The sequence below is a fragment of the Agriterribacter sp. genome (assembly GCF_035445465.1).
Classification (GTDB): domain Bacteria; phylum Bacteroidota; class Bacteroidia; order Chitinophagales; family Chitinophagaceae; genus Agriterribacter.
The window spans coordinates 1-25,206 of record NZ_DAOMQT010000059.1 but is presented as its reverse complement, the minus strand read 5'-3'; the positions used below and the strand labels follow the sequence as shown (position 1 = coordinate 25,206).

23 protein-coding genes are annotated in these 25,206 nt (G+C 44.9%); 10 read left to right on the top strand and 13 right to left on the bottom strand.

What is annotated here, in order from left to right; translation table 11 throughout:
- Positions 1-80: 80 nt before the first annotated feature.
- Both PLE34_RS18890 and porG read right to left on the bottom strand, forming a co-directional pair.
- A complete protein-coding gene (locus PLE34_RS18890) occupies positions 81-2,336 on the bottom strand; it encodes an FUSC family membrane protein (protein WP_324559468.1) in 2,256 nt (751 codons plus the stop codon).
- Positions 2,337-2,446: 110 nt separating this feature from the next.
- Entirely contained in the window at positions 2,447-3,298 is an 852-nt protein-coding gene (porG, locus tag PLE34_RS18885) for a type IX secretion system protein PorG (RefSeq protein ID WP_324559466.1), read from the bottom strand.
- A 259-nt stretch (positions 3,299-3,557) separates the two neighbouring features.
- Between porG and PLE34_RS18880 the strand changes: the two genes are divergently transcribed.
- On the top strand, positions 3,558-4,148 hold the full coding sequence (locus PLE34_RS18880; RefSeq protein WP_324559464.1) for a TetR/AcrR family transcriptional regulator: 591 nt from the start codon (positions 3,558-3,560) through the stop codon (positions 4,146-4,148).
- 275 nt (positions 4,149-4,423) lie between these two features.
- Positions 4,424-5,002: an HNH endonuclease gene (locus PLE34_RS18875; protein WP_324559462.1), complete on the top strand. Its 579-nt coding sequence runs from the start codon at positions 4,424-4,426 to the stop codon at positions 5,000-5,002.
- A 2-nt stretch (positions 5,003-5,004) separates the two neighbouring features.
- On the opposite strand, the gene PLE34_RS18870 is transcribed toward PLE34_RS18875, so the two are convergent.
- The 6 genes from PLE34_RS18870 to arfB form a co-directional block, all read right to left on the bottom strand.
- Entirely contained in the window at positions 5,005-6,819 is a 1,815-nt protein-coding gene (locus PLE34_RS18870) for a serine/threonine protein kinase (protein ID WP_324559460.1), read from the bottom strand.
- Positions 6,816-7,661, bottom strand: coding sequence for a PP2C family protein-serine/threonine phosphatase (locus PLE34_RS18865; protein ID WP_324559458.1), 846 nt, complete (start codon positions 7,659-7,661; stop codon positions 6,816-6,818). The genes PLE34_RS18870 and PLE34_RS18865 overlap by 4 nt, the downstream gene beginning before the upstream one ends.
- Positions 7,662-7,785: 124 nt before the next feature.
- Positions 7,786-9,474: a trypsin-like peptidase domain-containing protein gene (locus tag PLE34_RS18860; protein ID WP_324559456.1), complete on the bottom strand. Its 1,689-nt coding sequence runs from the start codon at positions 9,472-9,474 to the stop codon at positions 7,786-7,788.
- A 300-nt stretch (positions 9,475-9,774) separates the two neighbouring features.
- Complete coding sequence (locus tag PLE34_RS18855; protein WP_324559454.1) at positions 9,775-10,818, bottom strand: cytochrome-c peroxidase; 1,044 nt, start codon at positions 10,816-10,818, stop codon at positions 9,775-9,777.
- Positions 10,815-11,585: an MbnP family protein gene (locus PLE34_RS18850; RefSeq protein ID WP_324559452.1), complete on the bottom strand. Its 771-nt coding sequence runs from the start codon at positions 11,583-11,585 to the stop codon at positions 10,815-10,817. The genes PLE34_RS18855 and PLE34_RS18850 overlap by 4 nt, the downstream gene beginning before the upstream one ends.
- A gap of 232 nt (positions 11,586-11,817) precedes the next feature.
- Positions 11,818-12,225 carry an alternative ribosome rescue aminoacyl-tRNA hydrolase ArfB gene (arfB, locus tag PLE34_RS18845; protein ID WP_324559450.1) on the bottom strand — a complete coding sequence of 136 codons (408 nt, stop codon included), beginning with the start codon at positions 12,223-12,225 and terminating at the stop codon, positions 11,818-11,820.
- A gap of 230 nt (positions 12,226-12,455) precedes the next feature.
- Here arfB and dtd point away from each other — a divergent pair, with 230 nt between their 5' ends.
- The 5 genes from dtd to PLE34_RS18820 all read left to right on the top strand — a co-directional run bounded on the left by dtd (position 12,456) and on the right by PLE34_RS18820 (position 17,277).
- The gene (dtd, locus tag PLE34_RS18840) at positions 12,456-12,908 is read left to right on the top strand and encodes a D-aminoacyl-tRNA deacylase (RefSeq protein WP_324559448.1); all 453 of its coding nucleotides are present in this window, start codon (positions 12,456-12,458) and stop codon (positions 12,906-12,908) included.
- Positions 12,909-13,008: 100 nt separating this feature from the next.
- The gene (locus PLE34_RS18835; protein WP_324559446.1) at positions 13,009-14,013 is read left to right on the top strand and encodes an AAA family ATPase; all 1,005 of its coding nucleotides are present in this window, start codon (positions 13,009-13,011) and stop codon (positions 14,011-14,013) included.
- A gap of 316 nt (positions 14,014-14,329) precedes the next feature.
- Positions 14,330-15,253, top strand: coding sequence for a DUF58 domain-containing protein (locus PLE34_RS18830; RefSeq protein ID WP_324559444.1), 924 nt, complete (start codon positions 14,330-14,332; stop codon positions 15,251-15,253).
- A gap of 21 nt (positions 15,254-15,274) precedes the next feature.
- Complete coding sequence (locus PLE34_RS18825) at positions 15,275-16,267, top strand: BatD family protein (protein ID WP_324559442.1); 993 nt, start codon at positions 15,275-15,277, stop codon at positions 16,265-16,267.
- Positions 16,268-16,269: 2 nt separating this feature from the next.
- Entirely contained in the window at positions 16,270-17,277 is a 1,008-nt protein-coding gene (locus PLE34_RS18820; RefSeq protein WP_324559440.1) for a vWA domain-containing protein, read from the top strand.
- 4 nt (positions 17,278-17,281) lie between these two features.
- Here the strand turns inward: PLE34_RS18820 and PLE34_RS18815 are convergent, their stop codons facing one another.
- Together PLE34_RS18815 and PLE34_RS18810 are read right to left on the bottom strand one after the other, a co-directional pair.
- The gene (locus PLE34_RS18815; protein WP_324559439.1) at positions 17,282-17,455 is read right to left on the bottom strand and encodes a LytTR family transcriptional regulator DNA-binding domain-containing protein; all 174 of its coding nucleotides are present in this window, start codon (positions 17,453-17,455) and stop codon (positions 17,282-17,284) included.
- A gap of 16 nt (positions 17,456-17,471) precedes the next feature.
- Positions 17,472-17,759, bottom strand: coding sequence for a hypothetical protein (locus tag PLE34_RS18810; RefSeq protein ID WP_324559437.1), 288 nt, complete (start codon positions 17,757-17,759; stop codon positions 17,472-17,474).
- A gap of 1,057 nt (positions 17,760-18,816) precedes the next feature.
- Here PLE34_RS18810 and PLE34_RS18805 point away from each other — a divergent pair.
- Together PLE34_RS18805 and PLE34_RS18800 are read left to right on the top strand one after the other, a co-directional pair.
- Positions 18,817-20,247: an AAA family ATPase gene (locus tag PLE34_RS18805; protein WP_324559435.1), complete on the top strand. Its 1,431-nt coding sequence runs from the start codon at positions 18,817-18,819 to the stop codon at positions 20,245-20,247.
- 177 nt (positions 20,248-20,424) lie between these two features.
- Positions 20,425-22,191, top strand: coding sequence for an ABC transporter ATP-binding protein (locus tag PLE34_RS18800; protein WP_324559432.1), 1,767 nt, complete (start codon positions 20,425-20,427; stop codon positions 22,189-22,191).
- A gap of 305 nt (positions 22,192-22,496) precedes the next feature.
- On the opposite strand, the gene PLE34_RS18795 is transcribed toward PLE34_RS18800, so the two are convergent.
- Positions 22,497-22,952: a hypothetical protein gene (locus PLE34_RS18795; protein WP_324559430.1), complete on the bottom strand. Its 456-nt coding sequence runs from the start codon at positions 22,950-22,952 to the stop codon at positions 22,497-22,499.
- A gap of 313 nt (positions 22,953-23,265) precedes the next feature.
- Between PLE34_RS18795 and PLE34_RS18790 the strand changes: the two genes are divergently transcribed.
- The gene (locus PLE34_RS18790; protein WP_324559428.1) at positions 23,266-24,360 is read left to right on the top strand and encodes a Gfo/Idh/MocA family protein; all 1,095 of its coding nucleotides are present in this window, start codon (positions 23,266-23,268) and stop codon (positions 24,358-24,360) included.
- A gap of 104 nt (positions 24,361-24,464) precedes the next feature.
- Here the strand turns inward: PLE34_RS18790 and PLE34_RS18785 are convergent, their stop codons facing one another.
- Both PLE34_RS18785 and rplS read right to left on the bottom strand, forming a co-directional pair.
- Positions 24,465-24,722, bottom strand: a complete 258-nt coding sequence (locus PLE34_RS18785) for a Sec-independent protein translocase subunit TatA/TatB (protein WP_324559426.1) — start codon at positions 24,720-24,722, stop codon at positions 24,465-24,467.
- 122 nt (positions 24,723-24,844) lie between these two features.
- Positions 24,845-25,201, bottom strand: a complete 357-nt coding sequence (rplS, locus tag PLE34_RS18780) for a 50S ribosomal protein L19 (RefSeq protein WP_324559470.1) — start codon at positions 25,199-25,201, stop codon at positions 24,845-24,847.
- Positions 25,202-25,206: the final 5 nt, after the last annotated feature.

The window sequence follows — 25,206 nt, the reverse complement described above, 5'->3', positions numbered from 1 at the left end:
GTCTCCGCCGCCCACACGAAGCAAAGCGGTGCGACAATTTTAAATGCACCCGCCTTGAAAGCGGGTAAAAGATAGGATACTTATCGTTTATCAGGGTGTACTTTCATTTTCCTGAGCACATTGTTGATATCTATAGTTATGGTATAGATCAGCTCAAATTGATCTGTTATTGTTTTAAAGCCTGATAATGTTTTCCTTACATTGCTGTTTCCTGCTCCTTCGGTTAACTCCGAAATTCTTTGTGCTAAAAGCCCCTGTATAATATCGCGGATCCGCGAAAACCCCTTTCCGGTGGCATCCGCTATCCCGCTTCCATTGTGCTGAGACAGGGCAATACCCAACTGCATTTGTAATGCTATGCTGTTGGCTACAGGTTTAAAGGCATCCGAATGGTACCGCAGCGCCAGGGAGCGGGAATAGGTTCCCAGGGTAGCAATATGTGAGCTAAGCATATGATTACTAACCACCAGGTGGTGAAGCAATTCGGGCTGACTGATTTTATTCCTGGGCTCCGACAACAAGCGCTGAAAGGCATCCGAAAGATTGGCCAAAGCAACATACGTGTCTTTTCTTGCCATTTTGTATACTACAATCTCCGGCGCTACATCGTAAAACGCCTGCGCTACTGCACTAAAATACTGCAGGTTGGCTTCCATGAGCTTATGAATATATTCGTGTACCTGTTCCTGCTCCCATTTTGGCAAAAAGAAAAAGGCGGCGGTAAAGGAAATAACAGATCCTATAGCGGTGTCTATTACACGGTCCGTGGCGAGGCTTTTAAAATCGGCAGGATGCATGAAATGGAAAGAAAATAACACATATATCGTAATAGCTGCCACGCTAATGGAATACTGGATCTGTAAAAAACTATACCCGATAACCATGGAAAGCACCATAAAACCAAATAATATGGTGTTATTGTGTACGAAATACAATAATATAAAGCCAAGTGCTGCGCCTGCTACGGTTCCGGACAGGCGTTCGATATTTCTTTTTTTGCTTATGCTGTATGCGGGCTTCAAAATGGTAACGATAGTTAAAAGTATCCAGTAGCTGTGTCCAAAGGGGAGGAACTGCCCGATCGTATAACCTGCCAGCATACAAATGCTTATCCGCAGTGAATGGCGGAATATATTAGACTGGAGTGAAAAGTTTTCAGCAAGTAATTTTACATCAAAGTCCTGCCGGGAAACAAATTGCTTCACATCTATTTCCTGCTTTACAGCATTGCCTGCCTCGCTGCTGTAAGCCGTGTAGGTATGCAGCCGCTTAATGCGTTCGCTAATGTCTTTAATTGAATTAAGGATGTGCCTCAGGCTAATAAAGCCCTCAAGCGTATCCGGGTTCAAATGGCTGTTCCTGTAGGCAACAAACTCCTGCTCTGTTTCATTAATGAACGCATCTAACCTTTCCTCATTCCGCGAGGGGAAACCGCTTTGTATAACCAGTCCTATTTTTTCCAGTTCGTTGGCTACTTCCAGAATAAGTTGCCGGAAAGGCTCCATGATCTTTCCGTCTTTAAAATAATGATGGAGGGCCTTATAATTTTGTTGTGATGTCATTACCTGCTCAAACAGGTCAACCGAATCAATGAACATCATCATTAAGGTTCGTCCTCTGGCTGTAGACTCCCGCGTAAACCCCCTTGCTTTGAACAATAATTCCCGCAATTGCTCCTGCTGGTTGTGTATGCTTATTTGCAGGGGAAGCAATTCTTTGTATACATCATCATCGTTCGCATCGGCTTTATATAATTTTGATTTTGTTTTAAGATAAGAGGCGGTAAGAAAAATGCATTCCCCGAGCGCCTGCTGAATAAGCCGGTAGGGCCGCAACGAATACAATAAAAGGCTCAGGAGCATATACCATACCCCTCCCCCCAAAATAAAAAGTGCATCGCTGATCACCCGCTCCTGTATATGATGCACGTCAATGTTAAGCACCATTACAATAATGGCAATAAGCCCTATAGAATTGGCGCGGTTACCATAGATGCCAATAAAGGAGAGAAAGAAGCTTAAAGCCGTAAGCTCTATAGCCAGCAGCCAGGGGTAATTACGTATATAGCCTATGATGATGGCTATGGTAAAATTCAGGACATTACTTACCAGCATGCCATTCCTTCGGTGATGGATGGGGCCGGGAGAATCGGTAAGGCTAACCATCAGCGCGCCCAAAGGCAGGGCAATGCCAACAGACAACCAGTTGAAATGATATAACACCAGGGCAGGCAATATGGCTCCTACGGTAATGCGAAGCCCTTTGGTAAGGTATTGCCCGGTTATAAATTTCTTAAACTCGTTAACGTAATTAAAATCCGAAATGGTGCGCAGCATTGTGCTGCAAAATTAGTGGTTAATAAAAATACGGAAGCAGCCGAAGCTAATAAGCGGATTATGCCCGGATTAATTGACGGATATTTAAGGATTTTATTTTTGCGGGTTGGTTACTTTGCGGTAGGGCACCTATACGAAGTAAGCGTAAACGCTAATCCAACTTCTGCTATAACATATGCGTCTGTTTGGTTACGGAACCCGCGCTGGCGGCCTTTTGTGCCTATTCTTACGCCATCTCCCGTTTCATAAGAACGGTCCTGCAGTGCATACCAGGGGGTAGATGAGCCATCGGGCAGCGTGCTGGCAAATGCATCGGGAGCATAATAAGCGCTTACATCATCAAGATAGTCGGTAGTGGTAAACCGGTAGGCTACCTCAAAAGAAAAGTTGATATTAGGGTTAATATTGTATTTAATGCCCATACCCAACGGAAGGCAGAAAGCCACAGCGCTGTAAGGCTTACGCCCGGGATATAAGGATGAACCCTGCCCTTCTGTACCCAGCGGCCGGAGAAAATATTTTTTCCCCTGTAAGTACGCGTAGGGATCATAGTTAAATGCGCCAATACCTAAAGTAACATAAGGCGTAAAACCAAATTCCGGCTCTCCCGGTACAAAACGCATAAAATTAAAATCACCCTGCAGGGTGGCTTCCCAAATATTACTGTTAAAGCTGAGGTTCCTTCTTTTTTGAAAATCGTTCTTACTGTAAACGTCTGAATAGCCTAATTGCGCATAATGCACGCCAAGGCGGAGTGCGATATATTCTCCAAACTGTTTACGAAAAAAAACACCGAGCGCCGGCTTGGGGCGGTTAATGGCTGCATTGGTATTAATGTCGCCAAAATAATGTGCTGCGCCTACTGTTATACCAAATTCGCCCTCCTGCACCACGCCATCTACCTGTGCAATGGAAGATGAAATAAAGGCTAAAAACAAAATTGATACGAATATCTTCTTCATTAAAAATGCATTTGTTTTACAAAACCTCTCCAAAAACATGGAAACACCCTAAGCAGGCCCTAACGTGGCATTGTACCGCACAATTACCTGATGCAAAATACAAGATTAGTAGCGAATGTCAATGATATAATAACCGATTTTAATGAAATCTTAATAGATATGTGGTTCATCGGGCCTCAAAGCCAAATAAAATACAAATTTCAAATCCGAAAGATAAAAATCCGAAATTCGAAGGGAAATACCTTAAGATCTATTCATTATGCCCACTATCAAAACCCAGCGCAACAGCACAAAGAAAGAAGTCATTATCGGTAAGGCCGCCAGGCTTTTCAGGGAAAAAAGCTTTTCCGGAACCTCCATGAGAGACCTGGCAGAAGCGGTAGGCGTAGAAGCAGCCAGCCTGTATAACCATATTCAATCCAAGGCGGAGATCCTGCAGGTTATTTGCTTCAGGGTTGCTAATATTTTTATGGAACATCTTGAAAAAATAGAAGTCAGTACGCAACCTGCTATTGATAAGATCAAAGCCATCCTGCGGTTCCATATTCAGCACATGGTTAACAACTATGAAGATGTGCATGTGGCCGACAGGGAGTGGCGGCATCTTTCAGAACCTTATTTGTCTAATTATAAAGTACAACGGAAAAATTACCGCCAGCGGTTAGCCGCCATTATAGAAAACGGGATACGAAAAAAAGAACTTAAAGCCATTGATGCCCCCACTGCAGTGCTGATTATGCTGCATGCCATAAGCGGTATCGAATCCTGGCATCGTTCCAAACAAAAGATCTCGGCCGAACAATTGGAAAAGAATATGGTCATTATACTGGTTGAAGGACTGGAAATATAAGGTTGCGGCCCTGCTGCGGGGTATGGATATGCCTTTTGGCCGGAAGACGAGGAAGTGAGGCAGGGTTATATTTTAACCTGCCGCCGGCACTCCAAAACAAATACGATAATAATTGATTTTGATATTGGCTGATGTTGTAACTTCGGTGGCATATATTAAAGCATCACCTTACTCCCGCTGTACAACCTCTTTCTATGAATTTACGCACTTACCTGTGGCGAAGCACATTTTGATTATTATAACCGTTATACATTCATCAGACAAAAACAAAAAAAATGGCTATCAGAGAATCTGTAAAGATGCTTCCCAGCGAAATTTGGAAGGACCTCCCTGAGCATGAAACCAAAGGCGCTGTATGGTACAAGTATGCCATCTCCAATCATGGCAGGTTAGTTAAGTACAATAAGCGGATATCGGATGGCTTTGTATTGCGGCTGAGCAGGCAGGCCAATTACCCGATATGGCGAAAAAAGCTAAACGGTGAATACTATACCGCTTTGATCCACCGGCTGGTAGCAAAACATTTTTTGCCCAAGCCCAAAGCGAAGCAGAATTTTATTATTCATCTTGATCACAATTATGAGAATAATAAATACAGCAACCTTAAATGGGCAACCCAGGATGAGGTATCGGCGCACAACAAAAAGAACCCAAGGGTAAAAGCTGCTTTAAAAAGGCGGAAAGAGAATCCCACCAAAAAAGGACCGAAGCTTGACATCAGGAAAGTAAAAGGAATAAAGAAGCTGCTGAAAGAAAAAAAGACGCTCCGGGAAATCGCGGATAAATACGGGGTATCTGATATGCAGGTACACCGTATTAAAACCAAAGAGAACTGGGCGCATGTAAAAATATAAATTCACTTTACCGTTCCCTTGCCCAGGATTACACTAAATGGAGTGCCCTCTTTGTAAACAGCAGGAACGTTATTGGCCTGCCCTTTCAGCCGGAATCGTTCGGATTGCAGCCTGATGCTGCTTCCATCGGTAGCCTGCACCCGTTGAATAACAAAGCCGATAAGCGCTTTTCTTCTGCCCTGGGCCGGTGTTACGTCCACAATTTTGCCGTAAACAGGCGCTCCTTTTTTTATAATTACCCTGCCTCCTGCCTCCACATCTTCGTTGCAGTGAAGGCGAACGATAGCGCCGTCTTTATGTTTTTCTTCCGAGCTCAGATCCTGGTCTAAAATTACGCTTATCTTTTTTCCGGCAGGAACGCTTATCGGCCGGGTTAAAGCATTGGCTGGAGTGGGTGGCAGAGACTCCTCTGTAACTTCCTCTTCCGGAGCAGCCTCGTTTTTATCCGGAGTTTGACTTTCTTTATCCTTTACTTTTTCAACCGGCAGCGGTTTTGTTTTTTTCTTGCCGGAGTCTTCCTTTGCCCGCACGGGTTCCGGCGCCGACATGTAAGGCAGGCTGTTTTTTGCTAACTGCTCTTCAATAATACCCGTGTTTTTGGGTATTTGCGCCGGTGCTTCGTTTAACGGAAGGGCTACATGATATTCCTTGCTGACGACACTGCCGGCGCTTTGTCCTATGCGCTTTTCCTTATCCCTGTTGCTGTAATAATTGGCGGTAAGCAATGCTGCACACAGTATAACGACCCCAATAAGCAATACGATGGATTTATTTGTATTCCACCGGTTGAGATACGCAGCTATGTTCTCGAACTTAAATGCCCTGATGGGTGGAAGCTTTACTGCTCCCGGCGTTGCTGACAATGCCCGAATGGCGGCCGGCAGTGATAACCAGCGTTGACTTATACTGAGCGGCATGCCCTTATAGTTGGTTGCCGGCTGTGGTTTTTCCTGCACATCCCGCTTCAGCATTTCCGCCAGTTCCGCTTCATTGAGTAAAGCAGATGGAATACTTTTAAGAAGCGCTGCTTTGAAAGCGCTCACCGAGGGAAAACGCTTTGCTGATTTTTTTTCCAAAGCCTTAAATATTACCTGCTGTAGTGCGGGGGTGGTTTTGCTGATAAGTTCAGGATCAGGCGGAGGCTTTTCTTCCAGCTTTGCTTTCATCAGATGGTAATCCGTATCGCCGTTGAACGGGGGATGCCCGCAGAGCAATTCATATAAAATATTTCCCGTTGCATAGATGTCCGATAGCTCATCGCCCTCCTTTCCCTGTATTTGTTCGGGCGCCATATATTCCAGGGTGCCCACCGATTTCCCCTGCTGGGTTAGCCGCTGCGAATTGCGTATGCGGGCTATGCCAAAATCCATGATCTTCACTTCTCCTTCTTCCGAAATTATTATGTTGGCAGGTTTGAGATCGCGGTGTATAATACCTTTGCGATGCGCATGTTCTAACCCGTTAAGTAACTGGCTTACCATACTGCATGCCATAAGGGAGCTCATAGCGCCTTTTTTGTGCAGCCATTCTTCCAGTGTATTGCCTTTCACATATTCCATCACCATCCAGTAGGTATCCCCGCGGGGAATAAAAGCATAGAGGTGCGTTATATTGGGGTGGTTTAATTTAGCCAGCGCCAGCGCCTCCTGCTGAAAGCGGGCCTGCATCTGTTCGGTAGACGTGTTTACCGGCTTATTCAATATCTTAATGGCTGCATAACGTTCCAGCATCACATCTTTTGCAAGGTATACGGTACCCATACCGCCTTCTCCTATTTTATCCAATATTTCATACGCTTCATTACTGGGCTGCTTCATAACATAATATTTTGTTCTTTGGTGACTCCATTGCTGATCACTTCCTGCCCGGCGTTTATTTCGATCAGCAATGCTGAAAAATTATCGCGTGCAACACGCTCAAAACAAAGGGCTTTAATACATTCCATGGCAAACTCCGGCCGGCGCATGGAAAAGAGCAATGCCAGCTCGGCATCGGATAACATATCATAAATACCATCGGAACATAAAAAATAATAGTCACCCGGATGCACAGGCAGCGGCCCGCCTATCTGCGGGCTAACCTGGTCTGCCGTACCCAGCGCCTGCATCAGCACATGTTTCATATCATGATTGCGGGCTTCTTCCGGTTTTACTTTCCCTTCCCTTATCATCTGGGTTACCAGGGTTTGATCTGTAGTGCATTGCACCAGTTCATTGTTTGAAAAAAAGTACAGGCGGCTGTCTCCCACATGGGCAAAGCTGAGGGTATTACCGCTGATGAAGACCGCTGTTGAGGTAGTGCCCATACCGCTGCAGGCCGGATCGTTAGCGGAAGTGGTGCGAATGTTGTGATGCATTACCTGCACCAGTGCCTTTAGCATTTTTTTAGCCTCATGCCGGTTGTATTCCCGCTCCATGTATGCTCTTGCCGATTCACAGGCTATCCTGCTGGCCACTTCTCCCGCATTATGTCCGCCCATACCATCGGCCACCATAGCAAACCAGGCATCCTGGTTTTGGCCAGGGCAGAAATAAAGAATACGGTCTTCATTGGAACTACGGGCCGGGCCGGTTTCCGATAAGCAATAAATATTACATGAAATTGCTGTTGTACTATTTACGAAAGCACGGTCTGTTTTTTTTTGCCAGGGAAATCGCATAAAAATATTTTACCATGAACGTGTCATAACGGCTGCCTGCCGCGGCTCCCCGTACGGGGGAGCCGGCGGTTTGAGGCAGTGCCCGTCAAAAAAAGCAGGTGATCATATACCGAAGGGCATCCTGTTATCGAATCACTTCCTGCCTGCCCATCAGTTCAATGGCATATTTAATGGGTATAGAATAAGACATGGTTGAGTTACCCGCAGAATAAATGCCTATTACACGTCCCTGCTCATCAAACATTGGTCCGCCACTGTTACCGGGGCCGGTGGAATTAATGGTAAGCTGGTAATAATCGCCCATAACGCTCAGGTATTCATCTATTTTATTACCGCTGCTGCTACCCTTTACCAAGCGCCCGATATTACCGGTGCTTACCGTTGGCACCGGTACTTTTACAATATTGGGGTTACGGTTAAAAGCATCCTGCGAGCGGTTGGCAACAAACTGGTCGGGCGACATACCGGGATATCCCATCACCACTACAGGGCTGCCAGGTTCTATTTCATTATAATTGTCGAACATTTCTACCTGCGTAAGTGTTTCAGGTAGTTCAATTTTTATCATCGCCACATCATGAACGTTGGAAATACGCACAACTTTTGCCGGGGTGCGTAATGAATTGTTGGCAAAAGTAACATCCAGGTAGGCAGAGCGGCCGTCAATCATTTTAACGCCTGCCTGGATCAGTTGCCGGTTATAGTTCATGGCTTCCGCAGGCACCCAATTACTTACCTGTTCCTGGCTAATGCTCACTTTTTCATTAACAGCAAGCTCTCCCTTCTCATTCATTCCAATGAGCAGTCCGGGGAAAGCATCGGGAGAAAACTGGTAGGAGGTGAGCCAGGGTGTTGCTACATGGCGGTTGGTCATAATAAAGCCGCGTTCATCTACTACAAAGCCGGTTCCTGTGCCAAAACCTCCTATGGGCCGCAGGTCTGCACCCTGTGGTGATGCACTTTGTGTAGAGAGCCAGGGCTCTGTGGCACCCGTATTATTGGTAACATAAGCTGCCATGTACATGGTGCCCTGCTGCGTTTTCTGTGGCAGGTACACATGGTAGAGCTGCTCCCCGGTATTGGTTAATTCCAGTTTCCAGCCCAGTTCTATGGATACCACTTTAGTTTCATTGGCTTTATTGATCTGGGCGGCAGAAAGCGATCGTGCACTTCCTGAAGAATCTGTATTTGCGCCAGCGATATGGATTACCTGGGATGCGGAACGATTGGAGTATACCAGCCAGCCAGCCGTTCCCATAAGGATCAGCAACGCTGCAATGGCAACAAGAACACCCTTGCGACTCTTCTTCTCGGATTGCGCTATCATGTGCAGCATCGTTTGCTTGCCAATGGTTTCCTTAGGCAATGCGGTGTTAGCAGCCGCAGGAGCAGCCTGATGCAGCTTCGTTTCCTTAGATGAACCATCCACCGCGTCTACCACACGGGTTTTTTTGATATGGGAAACGGGTTTAGGATCCAAATTGAATGCTAAAAGGGGACCTTCTTTGCCCAGCCGGATCGTATCACCGGCTATGAGCGCAGTTGTTCCTGTAATAACCTGCCCGTTTACATAAGTGCCGTTCTTACTTTGCAGATCGGTTATTTCATAGGTATCCGGAACCTGCGGGTTTACCCGGATATGACAATGCTGCCGGCTGATGATATCATTTGCCGGATCGAAGGCGATAAGATTGGCATCGCCCCTGCCGATAGTGATGTTCAGGGTGGGCGTTACTGTAAACTTTTCAGTTTGTCCTTTGTTTTGCCCATCCATATACCGGATGAGAACAGTTGTGGGATTTTGAGTGCTCATACATTTTTTTTGACGGTTGTAAGAAATGATTCAGTGCGTTATTGCAGGCAGGCCGGGGTGAAAGTCATAAGCTGCGTCTTTTCATTCTACCGGAATGCAGGCGCTTTAGCTTATATCGCAGTACAACTCAAAAAGTAATCAGGAAAAAGAATCTTTTTTTTAAGGTTGAAGCAGAAATGGCTGCAACTTTTATAGGAAAGCATTATTTCGCGTTTACCTGGCCTCCGGTAGGCGGGCGGGAAATTATTGGTCTATGGGTAGGAATATATAAATGTGAGAGATACGGGGGAACTCCTGTATTTATTCGGCTGCCGCAAAGCTTTTATTATTAATGAACGTGGAATCGGTAAGTGTTCGTAAAAAAGCCAGCAGGTCCAGCTTTTCGTAATCGCTGATCGCTATCTTATCTTTTACCAGCGGGTCGGTGGTAGGGCTGCTCACCACGCCAAAGCGGTAATGATCTATAACGGCTCCTATGGAATAAAAGCGTCCATCGTGCCCGTAAGGAAAAGTGGCATATACATTCCTGAGGCTGGGCACTTTAAACTTGAGCGAATCGGCAGGGTTGCCGGTAACATGCATGCGGCCAACGTCTTTTAATATATCGTTTACCGGCAGGCCTGTATTCCTGAACGAATGATCGGTAAATAAGGGTTCTGTATGACAGGCAGCACATTTTGCCTGAAAAACCTGGTAGCCTGCCGCTTCGGCTTCCGTAAAAGAAGCTGTGCCCCTTTTTACTTTATCGTATTTGGAATCGGCCGAAACTAACATAGCAACGAACTGTGTTAACGCTTTAAGCATTCTTTGCGAATTGATCTCTTCATCGCCAAAAACCGTTTTGAACATCTGCCGGTAAGCGGCGTCATCCTTTAGTTTGGCAATGACGTTATCTATGGTTTCTGCCATTTCATTTTCGGCAACAATAGGCGCCAGCGGCTGCACTTCAATATGATTGATGCCCCCGTCCCAGTGCATTTCCTTCATCCAGGCCACATTAAATAAGCCCGGGGCGTTGCGGGTGGTAAACTGGTTGTTGAAACCATGACTAAATGGATGATCAAAAGTGGCAAACGCGGCGAACTGCTGGTGGCAGGAAGCACAGGGGAAATTGCCATCCTGCGAAAGACGGCCATCGTAAAACAGCTTCTTTCCCAATTCAAAGCCCTGCTGGCTGAGCGTATTATTTTCAAACTTATATACCGGGTCGGGAAATCCCGGTGGTATTATGAATTGCAACGGTACTAACGGAGCCGCAACACTACCCTGTTTTTTACAGGCTTCCAGGAATAATAAGCAGCCAAGCAGCAACCCTATAAGCGATATGACGGCGCGATGCATCATTCTTCTGTTATTGATGCTATGCTGAACATGGTGGCATAATTGTCTGCATATAAGCCGGCTAATGAACCGGGGCTATGCACGAATGCGTTATCGGCTATGGATAAAGCATGCACGGCATTGAACCATTTGCTTATATCGGCCTTAATAACAACAGTGGTTGTGCGGCTATCCTTTAACGTTATTTGCCGGCCTTCCGGAGCGGGGAGCACAATGGAGCGTATGGCTTTGTGCTCTCCGCTGAAGCCCCCAATATGATAGGTAAAATTGCCGTCCGGAACGGTAGAAAAAGAAGAAGCCCCTTCAAGCTTGGCCATAATGTAGCCGCTGTTCCAGGTCCAGAACATGCCTTTGGCCGGGTCAAGATCGCCGCTCTGGGCGCCGCTTACATTATCAATGCTGTCTACTCCTAACTGAAAAGAAAGACCATTAAAGGTGTTTTGATCAGTGGAAACGGTGAAGGAAAGGGTATTGCCAATGGCTGCATCTGCAAGCCGGTATTTAACTTCATTGGTCACGGGTAAAACGGTATGGTTATTTTGCAGCGACAAGGCGCTTATATAAAACCGGAAGGCGGTAACCGTATAATCTTCTCCGAAAGCGTTGGTATAGGGTTGATTGAAGATCAAAGGCTGCCCCTGCACAACAGGCTGGAATACGATGTGTACGGTATAGGATTTACCTGTACTGTCATCATCTTTTAATTCTTTCTGGCAACTGCACAGCAGGAATAAAAACACAACTGCAATATAACCGGCGCCTGCTTTCATAATGGTATCTTAAAGATAAGGCTAAAAAAGGGAGAAAGGAAATAGCTGCATCCCTTATGTCCAATGACCGCCTTTTCATTTAACCGGTGTCTTCAAAAAGCTAAGTATATGTATTGATAATTCTGCCCGGCAGTTGCGTTAGTACCGCTCATGTAGACTGTTCCGAATTGCTTCAATAAAGCTTTTCTCTATCCCGAAGGGATACAAGGTTTATGTTACCACAATCATTATCTCACTCCTCCGGTCTCACCTTACGCCTTCCTTCCTTTATCTGCCCCTTTATTTTCTTTTCCTCCATCCGCTTTTGCTTAGCGGCTTTGGTAGGTTTGCTGGCTATTCTTTTTCGGGGCTTTATTAAGGATTGATTAATGAGGTCGTTCATCTTTTTTACCACCAATTGCTTATTGTCTAATTGGGTACGCGCCGCCTGTGACTTCACCAGCAATAACCCATCAGCGTTGATCTTATTGCGGAGCTTTTGCTTTACCAATTGTTTTTGCTCCTCATCCAGCAGGGCCGACCGGTCAATATCAAAATAGCCTTCCACCATGGTCTCCACCTTGTTAACATTTTGACCGCCTTTACCGCCGCTCCTGGCAGTTTTAAATATAATTTCCTTCCGTATGTCTACTTTGCTCATACTACTGTAATTATATTATGTCATATCTCATTGTTGGAAGTGAAAGGTGAAACGTGAGCACAATTTCACGTCTAACCTCTGTCATCTTACGATTAACATACCCCTACGTTATGTGTATCTTTCCGGTTGCTTATTATTGTTTCAATACGGATGGGATTGTGCAGGAAAATTAGTTTTTTTCCGCCAATTTATTTTCACATTAACTTGCAGTGCAGTAAAAGCGGGCATTTATGCGGGCAGTAATACAACGTGTTTCGGAAGCTTCCGTTACGGTAGAAGGTAAAATAAGCGGCATTATTAAAAACGGGTTGCTGGTATTACTGGGCATAACGGATACCGACAGCGCCGGAGATATAGAATGGGTAAGCGCCAAAATGGTGCATATGCGTATTTTTAATGATGCACAGGGTGTGATGAATGTAAGTATCAAAGAAACGGGGGGCGATATTTTATTAGTGAGCCAGTTTACTTTACACGCATCCACCAAAAAGGGTAACCGGCCTTCGTACAGCAGGGCCGGCAAAAGTGATATGGCTATTCCCCTGTATGAAAAAATGATCGTTCAATTAGAAAATGATCTCGGGAAAAAAATACAAACCGGTATTTTTGGTGCCGATATGAAAGTGGCGTTGATCAATGACGGGCCAGTAACGATTGTGATAGATTCTAAAAACAGAGAATGAGCTTATCTGTGATTTTTGGCAAAGGCTTTGCAACTTGAGGCGTATCATTGCGTTAGTAACCAGGCAGTTTACGCTTTTATCGTATAAATCCGCATTATAAATGATATTACAAACCGCAGAAGATATTCAACGGTTAAATGAAAGAATACAGGAAGCCGGCTCCTTTGTTGACCGTTTGGAAAGCGAGATAGCCACCATAATCGTTGGTCAGCAGTATATGATTAACCGCCTGCTGATTGGTTTGCTCAGCAACGGGCATGTGCTGCTGGAAGGTGTGCCCGGGCTGGCTAAAACACTTTCTATTAAATCGCTGGCGCAATCTGTTAACGCCAAATTCAGCCGCATACAGTTTACGCCCGACCTGCTGCCGGCAGATGTGATTGGAACAATGATCTATCACCAGCAAAAGCATGAATTTGTGGTGCGCAGGGGGCCCATCTTCGCCAATTTCATTTTGGCCGATGAAATTAACCGCGCCCCCGCTAAAGTGCAGAGCGCCCTGTTAGAAGCCATGCAGGAAAGGCAGGTAACCATTGGCGAAACCACATATAAGCTGGATGAGCCATTTTTGGTGCTGGCTACACAAAATCCTATTGACCAGGAAGGCACTTACCCGTTGCCCGAGGCGCAGGTTGACCGCTTTATGCTGAAAGTGCTGATTGATTATCCCAGCCGGGAAGAAGAGCTGCTTATTGTTCGCCAGAATTTGAACCGGGTTAAAATTCCTCCTATAAAACAGGTAGTGAGCACATTAGAAGTATTGCAGGCGAGAGACCTGGTAAGGGAGGTATATATGGATGAAAAGATAGAGAACTATATATTAGATATTGTTTTTGCAACCCGTAATCCATCACAATACCGGTTAGATAAACTCAAACCGCTCATCGCTTACGGGGGATCGCCCCGGGCTTCCATTAACCTGGCCCTGGCGGCTAAGGCACATGCGTTTTTGAACAAGCGGGGTTATGTTATACCTGAAGATGTAAGGAGCATTGCCAAAGATGTGATCCGTCATCGTATAGGATTAACCTATGAAGCGGAAGCGGAAAGTATTAATGCCGAAATTGTGGTAGAAGAAATATTAAGAGCGGTGAATGTGCCGTGAGAATTTGAAAATGAGGGAATTTGAAAATGGGAGAAGCGAAACCCATGAGGTTTACGGGCTGGCAATTGCAGGGTAGGGAAACCTCATCGGTTTAGAGCAAGGGAGATGTGATGAAAGCGGTCGGTACCCGACAAAGGAGGGACAGACCGCTGATGAAATACAAAGTATCAAAAACCAAATTACAAGAACCAAATAAGATACAAATTTCAAATTCGAAGAAGAGAGAAAAGTGAGAAATGAAACAAGAGTACGTAGCTTATCATTAGCAATTACTCAACTGAAAGCTGACGGCTCATTGCTGACAGCTAATAGCAATATGAAAGCAAAAAAACGCGTTAGCGCTAAAAGTGCTGATAACACTTTAAGCGTAGCCGACATATTAAAAAAGGTAAAAGAGCTGGAGATCAGGAGCAAAAAGCTCACTACCAATTTCTTTACCGGTGAATACCACACGGCGTTCAAAGGCCGGGGCATGGTGTTTAAGGAAGTGAGGGAATACGCGGCAGGAGATGATGTGCGGTTTATAGACTGGAATGTATCTGCCCGTATGGGCGCCCCGTTCAGCAAGCTGTTTGAAGAGGAAAGAGAGCTTACCATGATGCTGCTGGTAGACATTAGCGCCAGCTCCCTGTTTGGAACCGTGCAGCAGCGCAAAAAAGACCTGATCACCGAGGTGTGCGCCGTGCTGGCTTTTTCTGCCGTAAATAATAATGATAAGGTAGGTGTTATTTTTTTTAGCGATAAAATTGAATTTTACATTCCGCCTAAAAAGGGTAAGGAGCATGCGTTGTATGTGGTGAGGGAATTATTAACCGTACAGCCTAAAAGCAAAGGAACCAACCTGAATGAAGCGGTACGGTTCTTTAATACCGCCGTTAAGCAAAAAAGCATTGCCTTTATTTTAAGCGATTTCATGGTAGAACAGTACGATGATCCCCTGAGGGTTGCCGGCAACCGCCACGATGTTATTGGTATTAAAGTGTACGATAAAATGGATATGGACTTGCCTGAAATAGGTATGACGCAGGTGCAGGACGCAGAAACGGGCCGCACGCAATGGATTGATACCAACGACAAAATGGTACAGTATAATTATCACGAACAGTTTATGCGGAATGAAGAAGCCTGCAGGCTTTCTTTTCTAAAATCGGGCGCCGACCTGCTTTACCTGCGAACGGATGAAGATTACGTAAAAGTGTTACAGCGGTTTTTTTCAAAGAGAAAAAAAGCAGCAAAATAAATTACTCCCTGGTAGCCTGCGATGAAGAAATGTAAATATATAAAAGGGCGCATTCGTTTAATAGGCCCCGTTGGGTGCATTTTTAATTCCGGATCGCCAGGGCGGTTACCGGTATACTTGTTTACGCTGCTGGCTCATTGCCTCTTTTTTACCGCTGTGGCTTCTGCCCAGTCTTCTTCTGCAACCATAAAAGCTTCCGTGAACCGCGATCATGTGCTGATCGGTGAGCCCGTTGAATTGCATATTGAGGTAAAAACCAGCCCCGGCCGCCCCGTAACAAAATGGTTTAACCTGCCCGACAGCTTTAATCATCTTGAAGTGCTGAGCAGGTCGCCAATGGATTCTGCAATGGAAGCCTCCGTTACCACCTATCGCCAGTCTTTTACCATTACGGGTTTTGATTCGGGCATTTGGGTGATACCCGCTGTAAAGGTTACCATCAATAAACAAACAATACGTGCAGATTCCCTGCCTGTAACGATTGTTCCCGTTCAATTAAAAGACAGCACCTACCATGATATCAGGGAGATCATTGATGTGCCGGATGAAAAAACGCCCTGGTGGTATTGGGTGGCGGGCATATTATCATTAGCCGTGCTGGGCATTTTAGTATGGCTATGGCTGAAATCAAGAACGGCTAAGCCAATAGCTTCCGGTGTGCATAGCAGCACCCTTTCACCGTTGGAAGAAGCAATAAACAGCCTCCGTGCGCTGGAGGCTGAACAGTTGACAAATAATGAGGAATGGAAAAAGCATTACAGTATATTAACAGGCATATTTAAAGTATATATAGAAAGAAGATTCAGCATCCCGGCTTTACAAAAAACAACAGATGAATTGTTGTTGTTGCTTAATGGTATGCTGGATAAGCAAATGGTGAGTAAAACCGCTGAAGCATTGCGCATATCCGATGCCGTTAAGTTTGCCAGGTATCAGCCCGGGAAAGAGCTGGCTTCCGCTTCGTTGCATACTATCGAAAAAGTGATACGGGCGCTGGATCATTTAAAACAATAAAAGTGCTCAGAGATTATTTTGAACATATTGAATTTGCGAATCCCGGGGTATTGTTCCTGTTGCTGATCATTCCGGTATTGGCCGGATGGTATATCAGTTATGCCAGCAGGATGCGTGGCACCATGATGGTTTCTTCGCTTAAAAGTTTCCGGAATACACATTCGCTCAAAAACAAGCTCAGGTATATTCCTTTTGTAATGCGGCTGCTGGCCCTAACCTGCATTATATTGGCGCTTGCAAGGCCGCAAACCCATAATGATGAAAAGCATGTGGAGGGCGAAGGAATAGATATTGTATTGTGCTTAGACGTGAGCGGCAGCATGCTGGCCCAGGATTTTCATCCCAACCGGCTGGAAGCAGCCAAAAAAGTAGCCGGAGATTTTGTGCGCAACCGGCCGGCAGACAGGATAGGGTTGGTGGTATTTGCAGGGGAGAGCTTTACGCAATGCCCGGTTACGGGTGATCACGCCGTATTGGAATCGCAGATATACCAGGTAGATGGAGGATTTTTAGTGGATGGAACAGCAATAGGCTCAGGGTTAGCCACGAGTGTTGACCGCTTACGCAGCAGTGAAGCCAAAAGCAAAGTGGTAATATTGCTTACCGACGGTGAAAACAACGGTGGGTTGATTGACCCCAGGACGGCCAAGGAAATAGCCAAATCCCTGGGAATAAAGGTATATACCATTGGCATAGGCTCGGATGGTTATGCCAGCACCCCGGTGCAGGGCCCCGGCGGACAAATCATTATGCAGCAGGAAAAGGTAAATATTGATGAGCCCCTGCTGGAAGAAATTGCAGCGGAAACAGGCGGTAAATATTTCCGTGCTAAGGCTAACCAGGGGCTTGAGGCCATTTACCAGGAAATAGATCAGCTTGAAAAAACAAAACTTAATATCACTACTACCCGGTTATATACGGAACGGTTTCATCCAATGGCATTGCTGGCGATAGGTTTTATTTTTGTAGAACTGCTCCTTCGGTTAACGGTATTCAGGCAGTTCCCTTAGCGCTTTATCTTTTGCCATACATCCACAACTCCAGCGCTTCTTTATAATTTCTGCCTATGGGTACCTGGTGATTTTTTAAAATAATCTTATTTCTTTCCACGCGAATGATCCTGTTCCTGGCAACGATAAACGATTTATGCACCCGCATAAAAAGCTTTTCCGGAAAAATAGCATGCATGGATTTAATGGATCCCTTAATTACAATTTAGCGTGCTGAAGAAATTATAAGAGATCGTTTCCCAAAAGAAATTCCTTCTCATAGGGCCGAGCACATAGCCGTATAAAAAAATATCAAACAATCCCTGTACCAGCAGGTACCCGGCTATGGAAAGCACTACGAAAAAAAAATATTCCAGGTATTTGCCCGTGAGCAGGTACCGGGGAAGCAGGTAATGCAGGTTAATATATGCGATGGCGATAAGCAACAGCAGCCGCACAGATACGCAGGTAACAAAGGAGGGAAGTCCCGCCTTTACGATCACGTATTTTTTTTTAAATAAAAAAAGCGGTGATCATGATCCAGTATGCGGCATGAACGAGGGCGTACCTTACCGGTACAGAACGCCCGGATAAAGGAAGACGGATGGTTCTATGGAGGTATTAACCATACAGGCAAATAATGTAAACTGAGCTGTACCAAAAAAAGAAATAGACAAACAGCGCAAATAAACGATAAGCGGTATTAAGTTAGGCAATATCCGGCATACAGCTTCACCACTCCCAACCACATGCACCATTTTTGCAGTTTCCTGTAAAGTCAAGCATATACAAAGACATCACAGTTCCCGCTAATACCGGCTCATGTTTTTTTGAAATCGGGTTCGGGTAGTGGCAGGGCCCGCCCGCCCGGATCGGTACGCCTGCCTGAACTGCCGAACGGCAGGCAGGGACGGGGGCAGGCAGTCAAAAGATTGAAGGATTAAAAAAGCACCTTCAAGATAAGAAGTTTTTTGATAATGCCAAATATGCTATAGTACGGAGCAGTAATAAGTAATACGATCAATAACTGTTTTTTGTTTTGTCTCCACACACCGAAATGCTTATTCTTTCAATATTGAAATCCTGTTGAAGGCTATACGCTTTATACTTCTATTTATTACCCGGAAGAAATACCCGCATCTTTAGCCTCTAAATTTGTATGAGCCGAATAATTGTTCTATTTGGCTCATTTTTTAACTATTTCTGAGCCGAATACATGGTATAATCGGCTCATGGCAATATATAACCGGTAACAAAAGGACTGGACAGATCGTCCTCTGCCTTGCCGAATGGGTAAGACCAAAGTGCATTACGAGGCACTTCCGTAGCCTTCGGCTGTTTCCCGCTTCGCGGATCTTCATACACCGAAATACTTACTCTTATAATGTGTCAAAAAAACAAAATTCACCAATACCTCATTCCTGCCGATGCATTTAACCGGAAAGCGTTGAAATATATTCGTCCAAAATATGACTTTTTACAAAAAATTGGCTCCATATAATTTAATATATTTGTCCAAAATAGCATAAAAATGCTAATTTTGGATGGAAATAAATATTCATGAAGATCACCGGGCGTATTGCGGAGCAGAAAATACTGGCGGGCAGGCTGGCAAGCCCTGAACCCGAACTGATCGCCATCTACGGCCGCCGCCGGGTAGGCAAAACATATCTCGTACGTACTTTCTGTAAAGATGAGATGGTATTCGAATTTACCGGCATTCACGGGGCTACAATGAAAACGCAGCTTGAAAATTTCAGCCGGGCCCTCCAACTGGCTGCCAAAAGCGCAGTGGCCCTGGCTATCCCTGCCAACTGGCTACAGGCATTTACGATGCTGGACACCTATCTTGATACACTTCCTTCCGGCAAACCTGCCGTTATTTTCTTTGATGAGTTTCCCTGGACTGACACCCGTAAGTCTGGTTTTCTACAAGCCTTTGACCACTGGTGGAACGCTTCCGCTTCCAAAAAATCCCATTTAAAAGTAATTATCTGCGGATCGGCTGCTTCCTGGATGATAGACAGGATCATTAACAACCGGGGCGGTCTCCATAACCGGGTCACCCAAACGATCCGATTGCTTCCATTTACGCTGGGAGAAACACAGGCATACCTGAAAAGTAAGGGTGTTATACTCGACCAGTACAACCAGCTGCAATTGTATATGGCTATGGGCGGCATACCACACTACCTGCGAAACGTTAACCCCGGAGAAAGCGCTGCCCAGGTAATAGACCGGCTTTGCTTTACCAAAGACGGCCCTTTAAAAATTGAATTCAGCAATCTCTATAAATCGCTGTTTGCCCATTCGGAAAACCATGAACGGGTGATCCGCGCACTGGCTGCCAAAGGGAAAGGCCTCTCGCGTAATGAAATTATCAACGAATGCGGCTTTACTTCCGGAGGCACCACTTCACGGATCCTGCAGGAGCTGGAAGAATCGGGTTTTATTACGCCTTACATTCCTTTTCAAAAGAACACCAATGAAGGTATTTATAAGCTGTCGGACGAATACTCGCTGTTTTACCTCAAGTTCATTGAGCATGCAAAGGACACCGCGGGCGGCGCCTGGCTCCGGCAATACGGAACGCCTGCCTATATTAGCTGGAGCGGCTTTGCTTTTGAATCCATTTGCCAGAAACATGTATTACAGATCAGGCGCAGGCTCGGAATAGAAGGTGTATTGATGAATGCCGCCACCTGGAGACATGCACCCGGAAAAGGGGCTCAAGGGGCACAGATTGACCTGCTGCTGGACCGGCAGGATCGCTGTATCAATATTTGTGAAATGAAATTTTCCGGCAGCGAGTTCGTGATAGATAAAAAATATGCTGCCGAACTGGATACGAAAGTGAATGTTTTCCGCGCTGAAACCGGTACAAAAAAAACGCTGTTCCCTACTATGATCACCACTTATGGTACCCGGAAAAATGAATACTATCTGGGACGCATACAGGCGGAAGTGTTAATGGAAGACTTATTTGCATAGTGTACAGGAAATTTTTCCCTGATGAACCTGGTAAAAAATTTTTTGTTGTTGAAAATATATTTTGTTGCTCACTGGTGTTTGGTCGGCCGGATATGCAGATGATAGTAGAACTGCCCTGGGAAACAGATCAGCTGAAACAATGAACAAGCAAAATTTACGTAGGTTTGCGCTCTAATTATGTCAGCAGTATCACCGGCCAAAAAAATTTTCGACTTCGGCTTGCTCAGGCGGGTATTTAGATATGCAGCGCCCTATAAAAAGCAATTCTTCATTTCTATAACACTGGCTATTGTACTGGCTGTGATGTCGCCCGTACGTCCGTGGCTCATCCAGGTAACGGTAGACAAATACATCAGGGGCGGATTGGTAAATACGGTAATTGTTATTACCATTATACAAATTGGCTTGCTTTTGGCTGAAACCGCTTTACGTTTTTATTTTTCTTTTCTTACTTCATGGCTTGGGCAAACGGTTGTAAAGGATCTTCGCATTACCGTATATAAAAAAGTGATCCATCTTAACCTGTCGCAGTTCGACAGAACACCCATTGGAACACTAACCACGCGTACCATCAATGATATAGAAGCAGTTAACGATATTTTTTCAGAAGGATTGATCTCTATTATTGCCGATCTGCTTTCCATTATTGCCATACTGGCAGTTATGTTTTTTACCGACTGGAAACTCACCCTGGTGTGTATGGCCATACTGCCCGTTTTAATTGTTGTAACCTGGTGGTTTAAAGAAAGCGTGAATGTATCTTTTCAAAAAGTAAGGAACGCGGTTGCCCAGCTCAACGCCTTTGCGCAGGAGCATATCACGGGCATGGCGGTGCTGCAGGCCTTTGCAGCGGAAGACAGGGAGTTTGCCAAATTTAAAAAGATCAACAGGGAGCACCGCAATGCCAATATCAGGGCCATTTTTGCGTATTCTGTTTTCTTTCCTTTTGTGGAAATTATAATGGCGGTATCTATGGGCTTAATGATATGGTGGAGCGCCCGCGATGCCATACAGGGTGATGCTACGCTGGGTATAATGATCGCCTTTATGCTTTACCTGAACTTATTATTTCGCCCCTTGCGGATGATAGCCGATAAATTTAATGTATTGCAAATGGGCATGGTGGCCAGTGAAAGAATATTTAAAGTATTGGATAACCCGGATTTTATTGTGAGGGAAGGGAATTATGCGCCTTTGACCGTTAAGGGAAAAGTAGAATTTAAAGGAGTATGGTTTGCTTATAATAAAGACAACTATGTTTTAAAAGATATTTCATTTGCCATTCAGCCGGGCGAAACCCTTGCCATTGTAGGGCATACCGGGAGTGGAAAAACATCTGTTATCAGTTTAATTAACCGGCTTTACCAAATTCAGAAGGGCGCCATATTGATTGATGATGTTAACATAGATCAATATAAGCTGGATGCGCTGCGCAGTAAAACAGGTGTGGTACTGCAGGATGTTTTTTTATTTTCCGGCTCCATACACGACAATGTAACGCTCCGCAATGATGCTATCGGCCGGGAGGAGGTAATACAGGCGGCGAAGCTGATCGGGATGCATGATTTTATTATGCAATTGCCGGGCGGCTACGATTACAATGTAATGGAGAGAGGGAGCACCCTATCATTGGGCCAGCGCCAACTCCTGTCTTTTATCCGCGCACTGCTGTATAATCCGTCTATTCTTATCCTGGATGAAGCTACATCATCGGTAGATACGGAAAGCGAGCAACTGATACAACACGCTATTGATACCTTAATTGAAGGGCGCACTTCTATTGTTATTGCCCACCGGCTTTCTACCATCCGGAAAGCAGATAAAATAATTGTATTGGATAAAGGAGAGATCAAAGAAGCAGGAACACATACTGAATTACTGGAGCTGGAGGGCTTCTATGCCAAATTGCATGAAATGCAGTTTGCTAAAAGCAATGGTAATTGACCATGTTTTCTTCTGGTGATGTGCCTGTTCACTGATCTGGGAATATATAGGACTTACTCAATAACTGCCATACTTATTCTTTCGATGCCACGAATGCACGAATGCCCTTTCAAAATGTGTTCCTATGTGTCCCTATGTGATCTATATGACTATGTGTTGAAAAACAACTACGGAAAAAAATTGATCGTATTTTACCACACAACATCATTGGTATACAAAAAAAGAAGCACCTGGTTTCACAGATGCTCCGGGTAATTGAAACTAAAGGGTACGGATCAGGGAAATATTTTGCTTATGCTTTTAAATTATTTAAGCGTGTGTACAGCGGCAATGGCATTTGATGCTGTTTCATTTATATCTGAAAGGTCTTTATATGCGATGCTGTGCGCTATGGCTTCATTGGTATAGCTCACCTCGTCTAATACGCCGGCAATAAACCAAAAACCAAGTTTTACGTGCTTGCCGCTGAGGATATCACGTCCGCTCAACGTAAAGCTTACTCTATTAGCTAAAGACTCAAGACTTATATTATTAATATACACGCTGCTTTTATCATTACCGGCGGTTACAAAAGAGATGATATTTTTTTCAATGGTTATGTCGGAAGCCCTGTTGATCTCACGGTCAATAAAATATACTTTATTGGCAGAATCATATTTCACCTGCTGCTGCTGGTTCGATGTGAAATGATAATTACCGGTTTGCGCCTTTAAAGTGCCCGCTGATGCCACCAGAACAAAAAGGGCGAATATTGTTTTCATAAAAATCGTATTTCAACTATAAACGCAAAAAGGGCTTTCAACTGGCGGAATGGAAGCCTGTTTTCGGCAGTGATCCGGTTTCAGGGGATGAATGAATTTCATCGTTATTTTATATCCGTTCACCGGTAAAACAGGAGTTGGATGGGTTGAGTGATCACGAAAAACAATGTTTCGCAGTGGCTTTGTCCGGAAATATAGCCGAAAAGTCTTATTTTTAAGATAAAGCGGAGTGCGATAGTAGAGATGGCCGGCAACTGTGCCATTTGCTGTTGCCAATACACCAAAAAGCATAAACAGCTTAATATTCACCAGCATGAGTACCAGACGGATATTTATAAAAAACAGCTTAGGCAGCCTGGCTGCATTAACTATGGGCAATGAAGCATTTTCCTTGGTGAAAGGCTTCTCCAAAAAAGAAAAGCTCGGCGTGGCCCTGGTTGGATTGGGTTATTACAGTACTGATTTACTGGCGCCGGCTTTACAGCTTACCCGATATTGCAGCTTAAAGGGTATTGTAACCGGCTCGCCCGATAAGGCCAAACGCTGGCAGCAGCAATATCATATTCCGGAAAAAAATACCTACAACTATCAAAGCTTTGATGATATCGCCGGCAATGCCGATATAGATGTTATTTATATTGTTCTGCCACCCTCCATGCATGCCGAATATGTTATTAAAGCCGCTAATGCGGGCAAGCATGTATGGTGCGAAAAGCCTATGGCTGTAAGTGTTGCAGAATGCCGGGCGATGATTGACGCCTGCAAAAAAAATAAGGTAAAGCTCAGCATCGGTTATCGTATGCAGCATGAACCCAATACACAGCGTATTATTCAGTTCCGGAAAGACAAAACCTATGGCGCCGTAAAGGAGGTGATTGCCAGGGCGGGATATTTTGACTCACGCACCGATCACTGGAAGCAGAAAAAAGAAATGGGTGGCGGGGCAATGTACGATATGGGCGTATACCCCTTAAACGCGGCGCGGTATGTAACAGGAGAAGAACCCATTGCCGTAACCGCTAAGCAAAGCACTGCCCGGCCGGATATTTATAAAAACCTGGATGAAACCATGCAATTCAGGCTGGAGTTTCCCGGCGGGGCCATAGCCGAATGCGAAACAAGCTTTGGAAAAAACATGAACAGCCTCCAGGTTACCTGTACAAAGGGCTGGTATAAGCTGGAGCCGTTTCAGGCATATGGCGGAATAAAAGGAACGACCAGTGATGGTAAAGCACTGAATGCTAACATTCCCAACCAGCAGGCCAAACAAATGGATGAGGATGCCCAGGCTATATTGCAAAATACACCGGTGCTGGTGCCGGGTGAAGAAGGGCTGAAAGATATAAAAGTGGTGGAAGCGGTTTACCGGTCTGTAAAAGAAAACGGGCGGATGCTGATCGGCGGGTAAGCTGCACTGTTAGCATATATACAGCGCCTCCTTGCACAAAAAATTGCCGGTAATAACAAAGACGAATCTTTATTATTACCGGCGGAATATTGTTGAATGAAAAATTAAGCCTCTTTCGTGGCAGCAGCATCCTTTTCAGACATCCCTTCTTCTATTTCCTTTTTAACGTTGCTTTTGGCATCATTAAATTCACGGATACCACGTCCCAGACCACGCATAAATTCAGGAATCTTACGTCCACCAAAAAGAATCAGCACAGCAAGAATGATCAGTATCCACTCGGTACCTCCCGGCATTGATATCAATAAAGAATTGTAGTTCAGTAAAAGCATCGTATAAATATTTAAAAGTTGAGCAAACAAAGTTACAATTTTAATTGGTTGTTCCACCAAAATATAAAATTCTCTTTGAGGTTAACCCGGCTTTAACAGCAAACGGAAACCATGAGGTTTCCGCTTGCATTATATTTTTTTTGAAGATCAAATTATATCCCCGCTCTTTTTTCCCTGATCCTGGCGCTTTTGCCACTGCGGCTGCGGAGGAAATACAGTTTGGCACGGCGTACTTTACCCACCTTGTGGAGGATAACAGCATCAATATTAGGGGAAAACACAGGAAAGGTTCTTTCTACACCCACACCATCGGAAATTTTACGAACGGTAAAAGTGGCAGTATGCCCCGTGCCCTGGCGTTTAATAACATCACCTTTAAAACCCTGGATACGGGTTTTATTACCTTCTACTACTTTATAATTAACAGTAACATTATCGCCTGCCTTGAAGTTAGGGAATGTTTTGGAAGTGGTCAATTGTTCGTGAACAAATTGTACTGCTGTGCTCATGACTA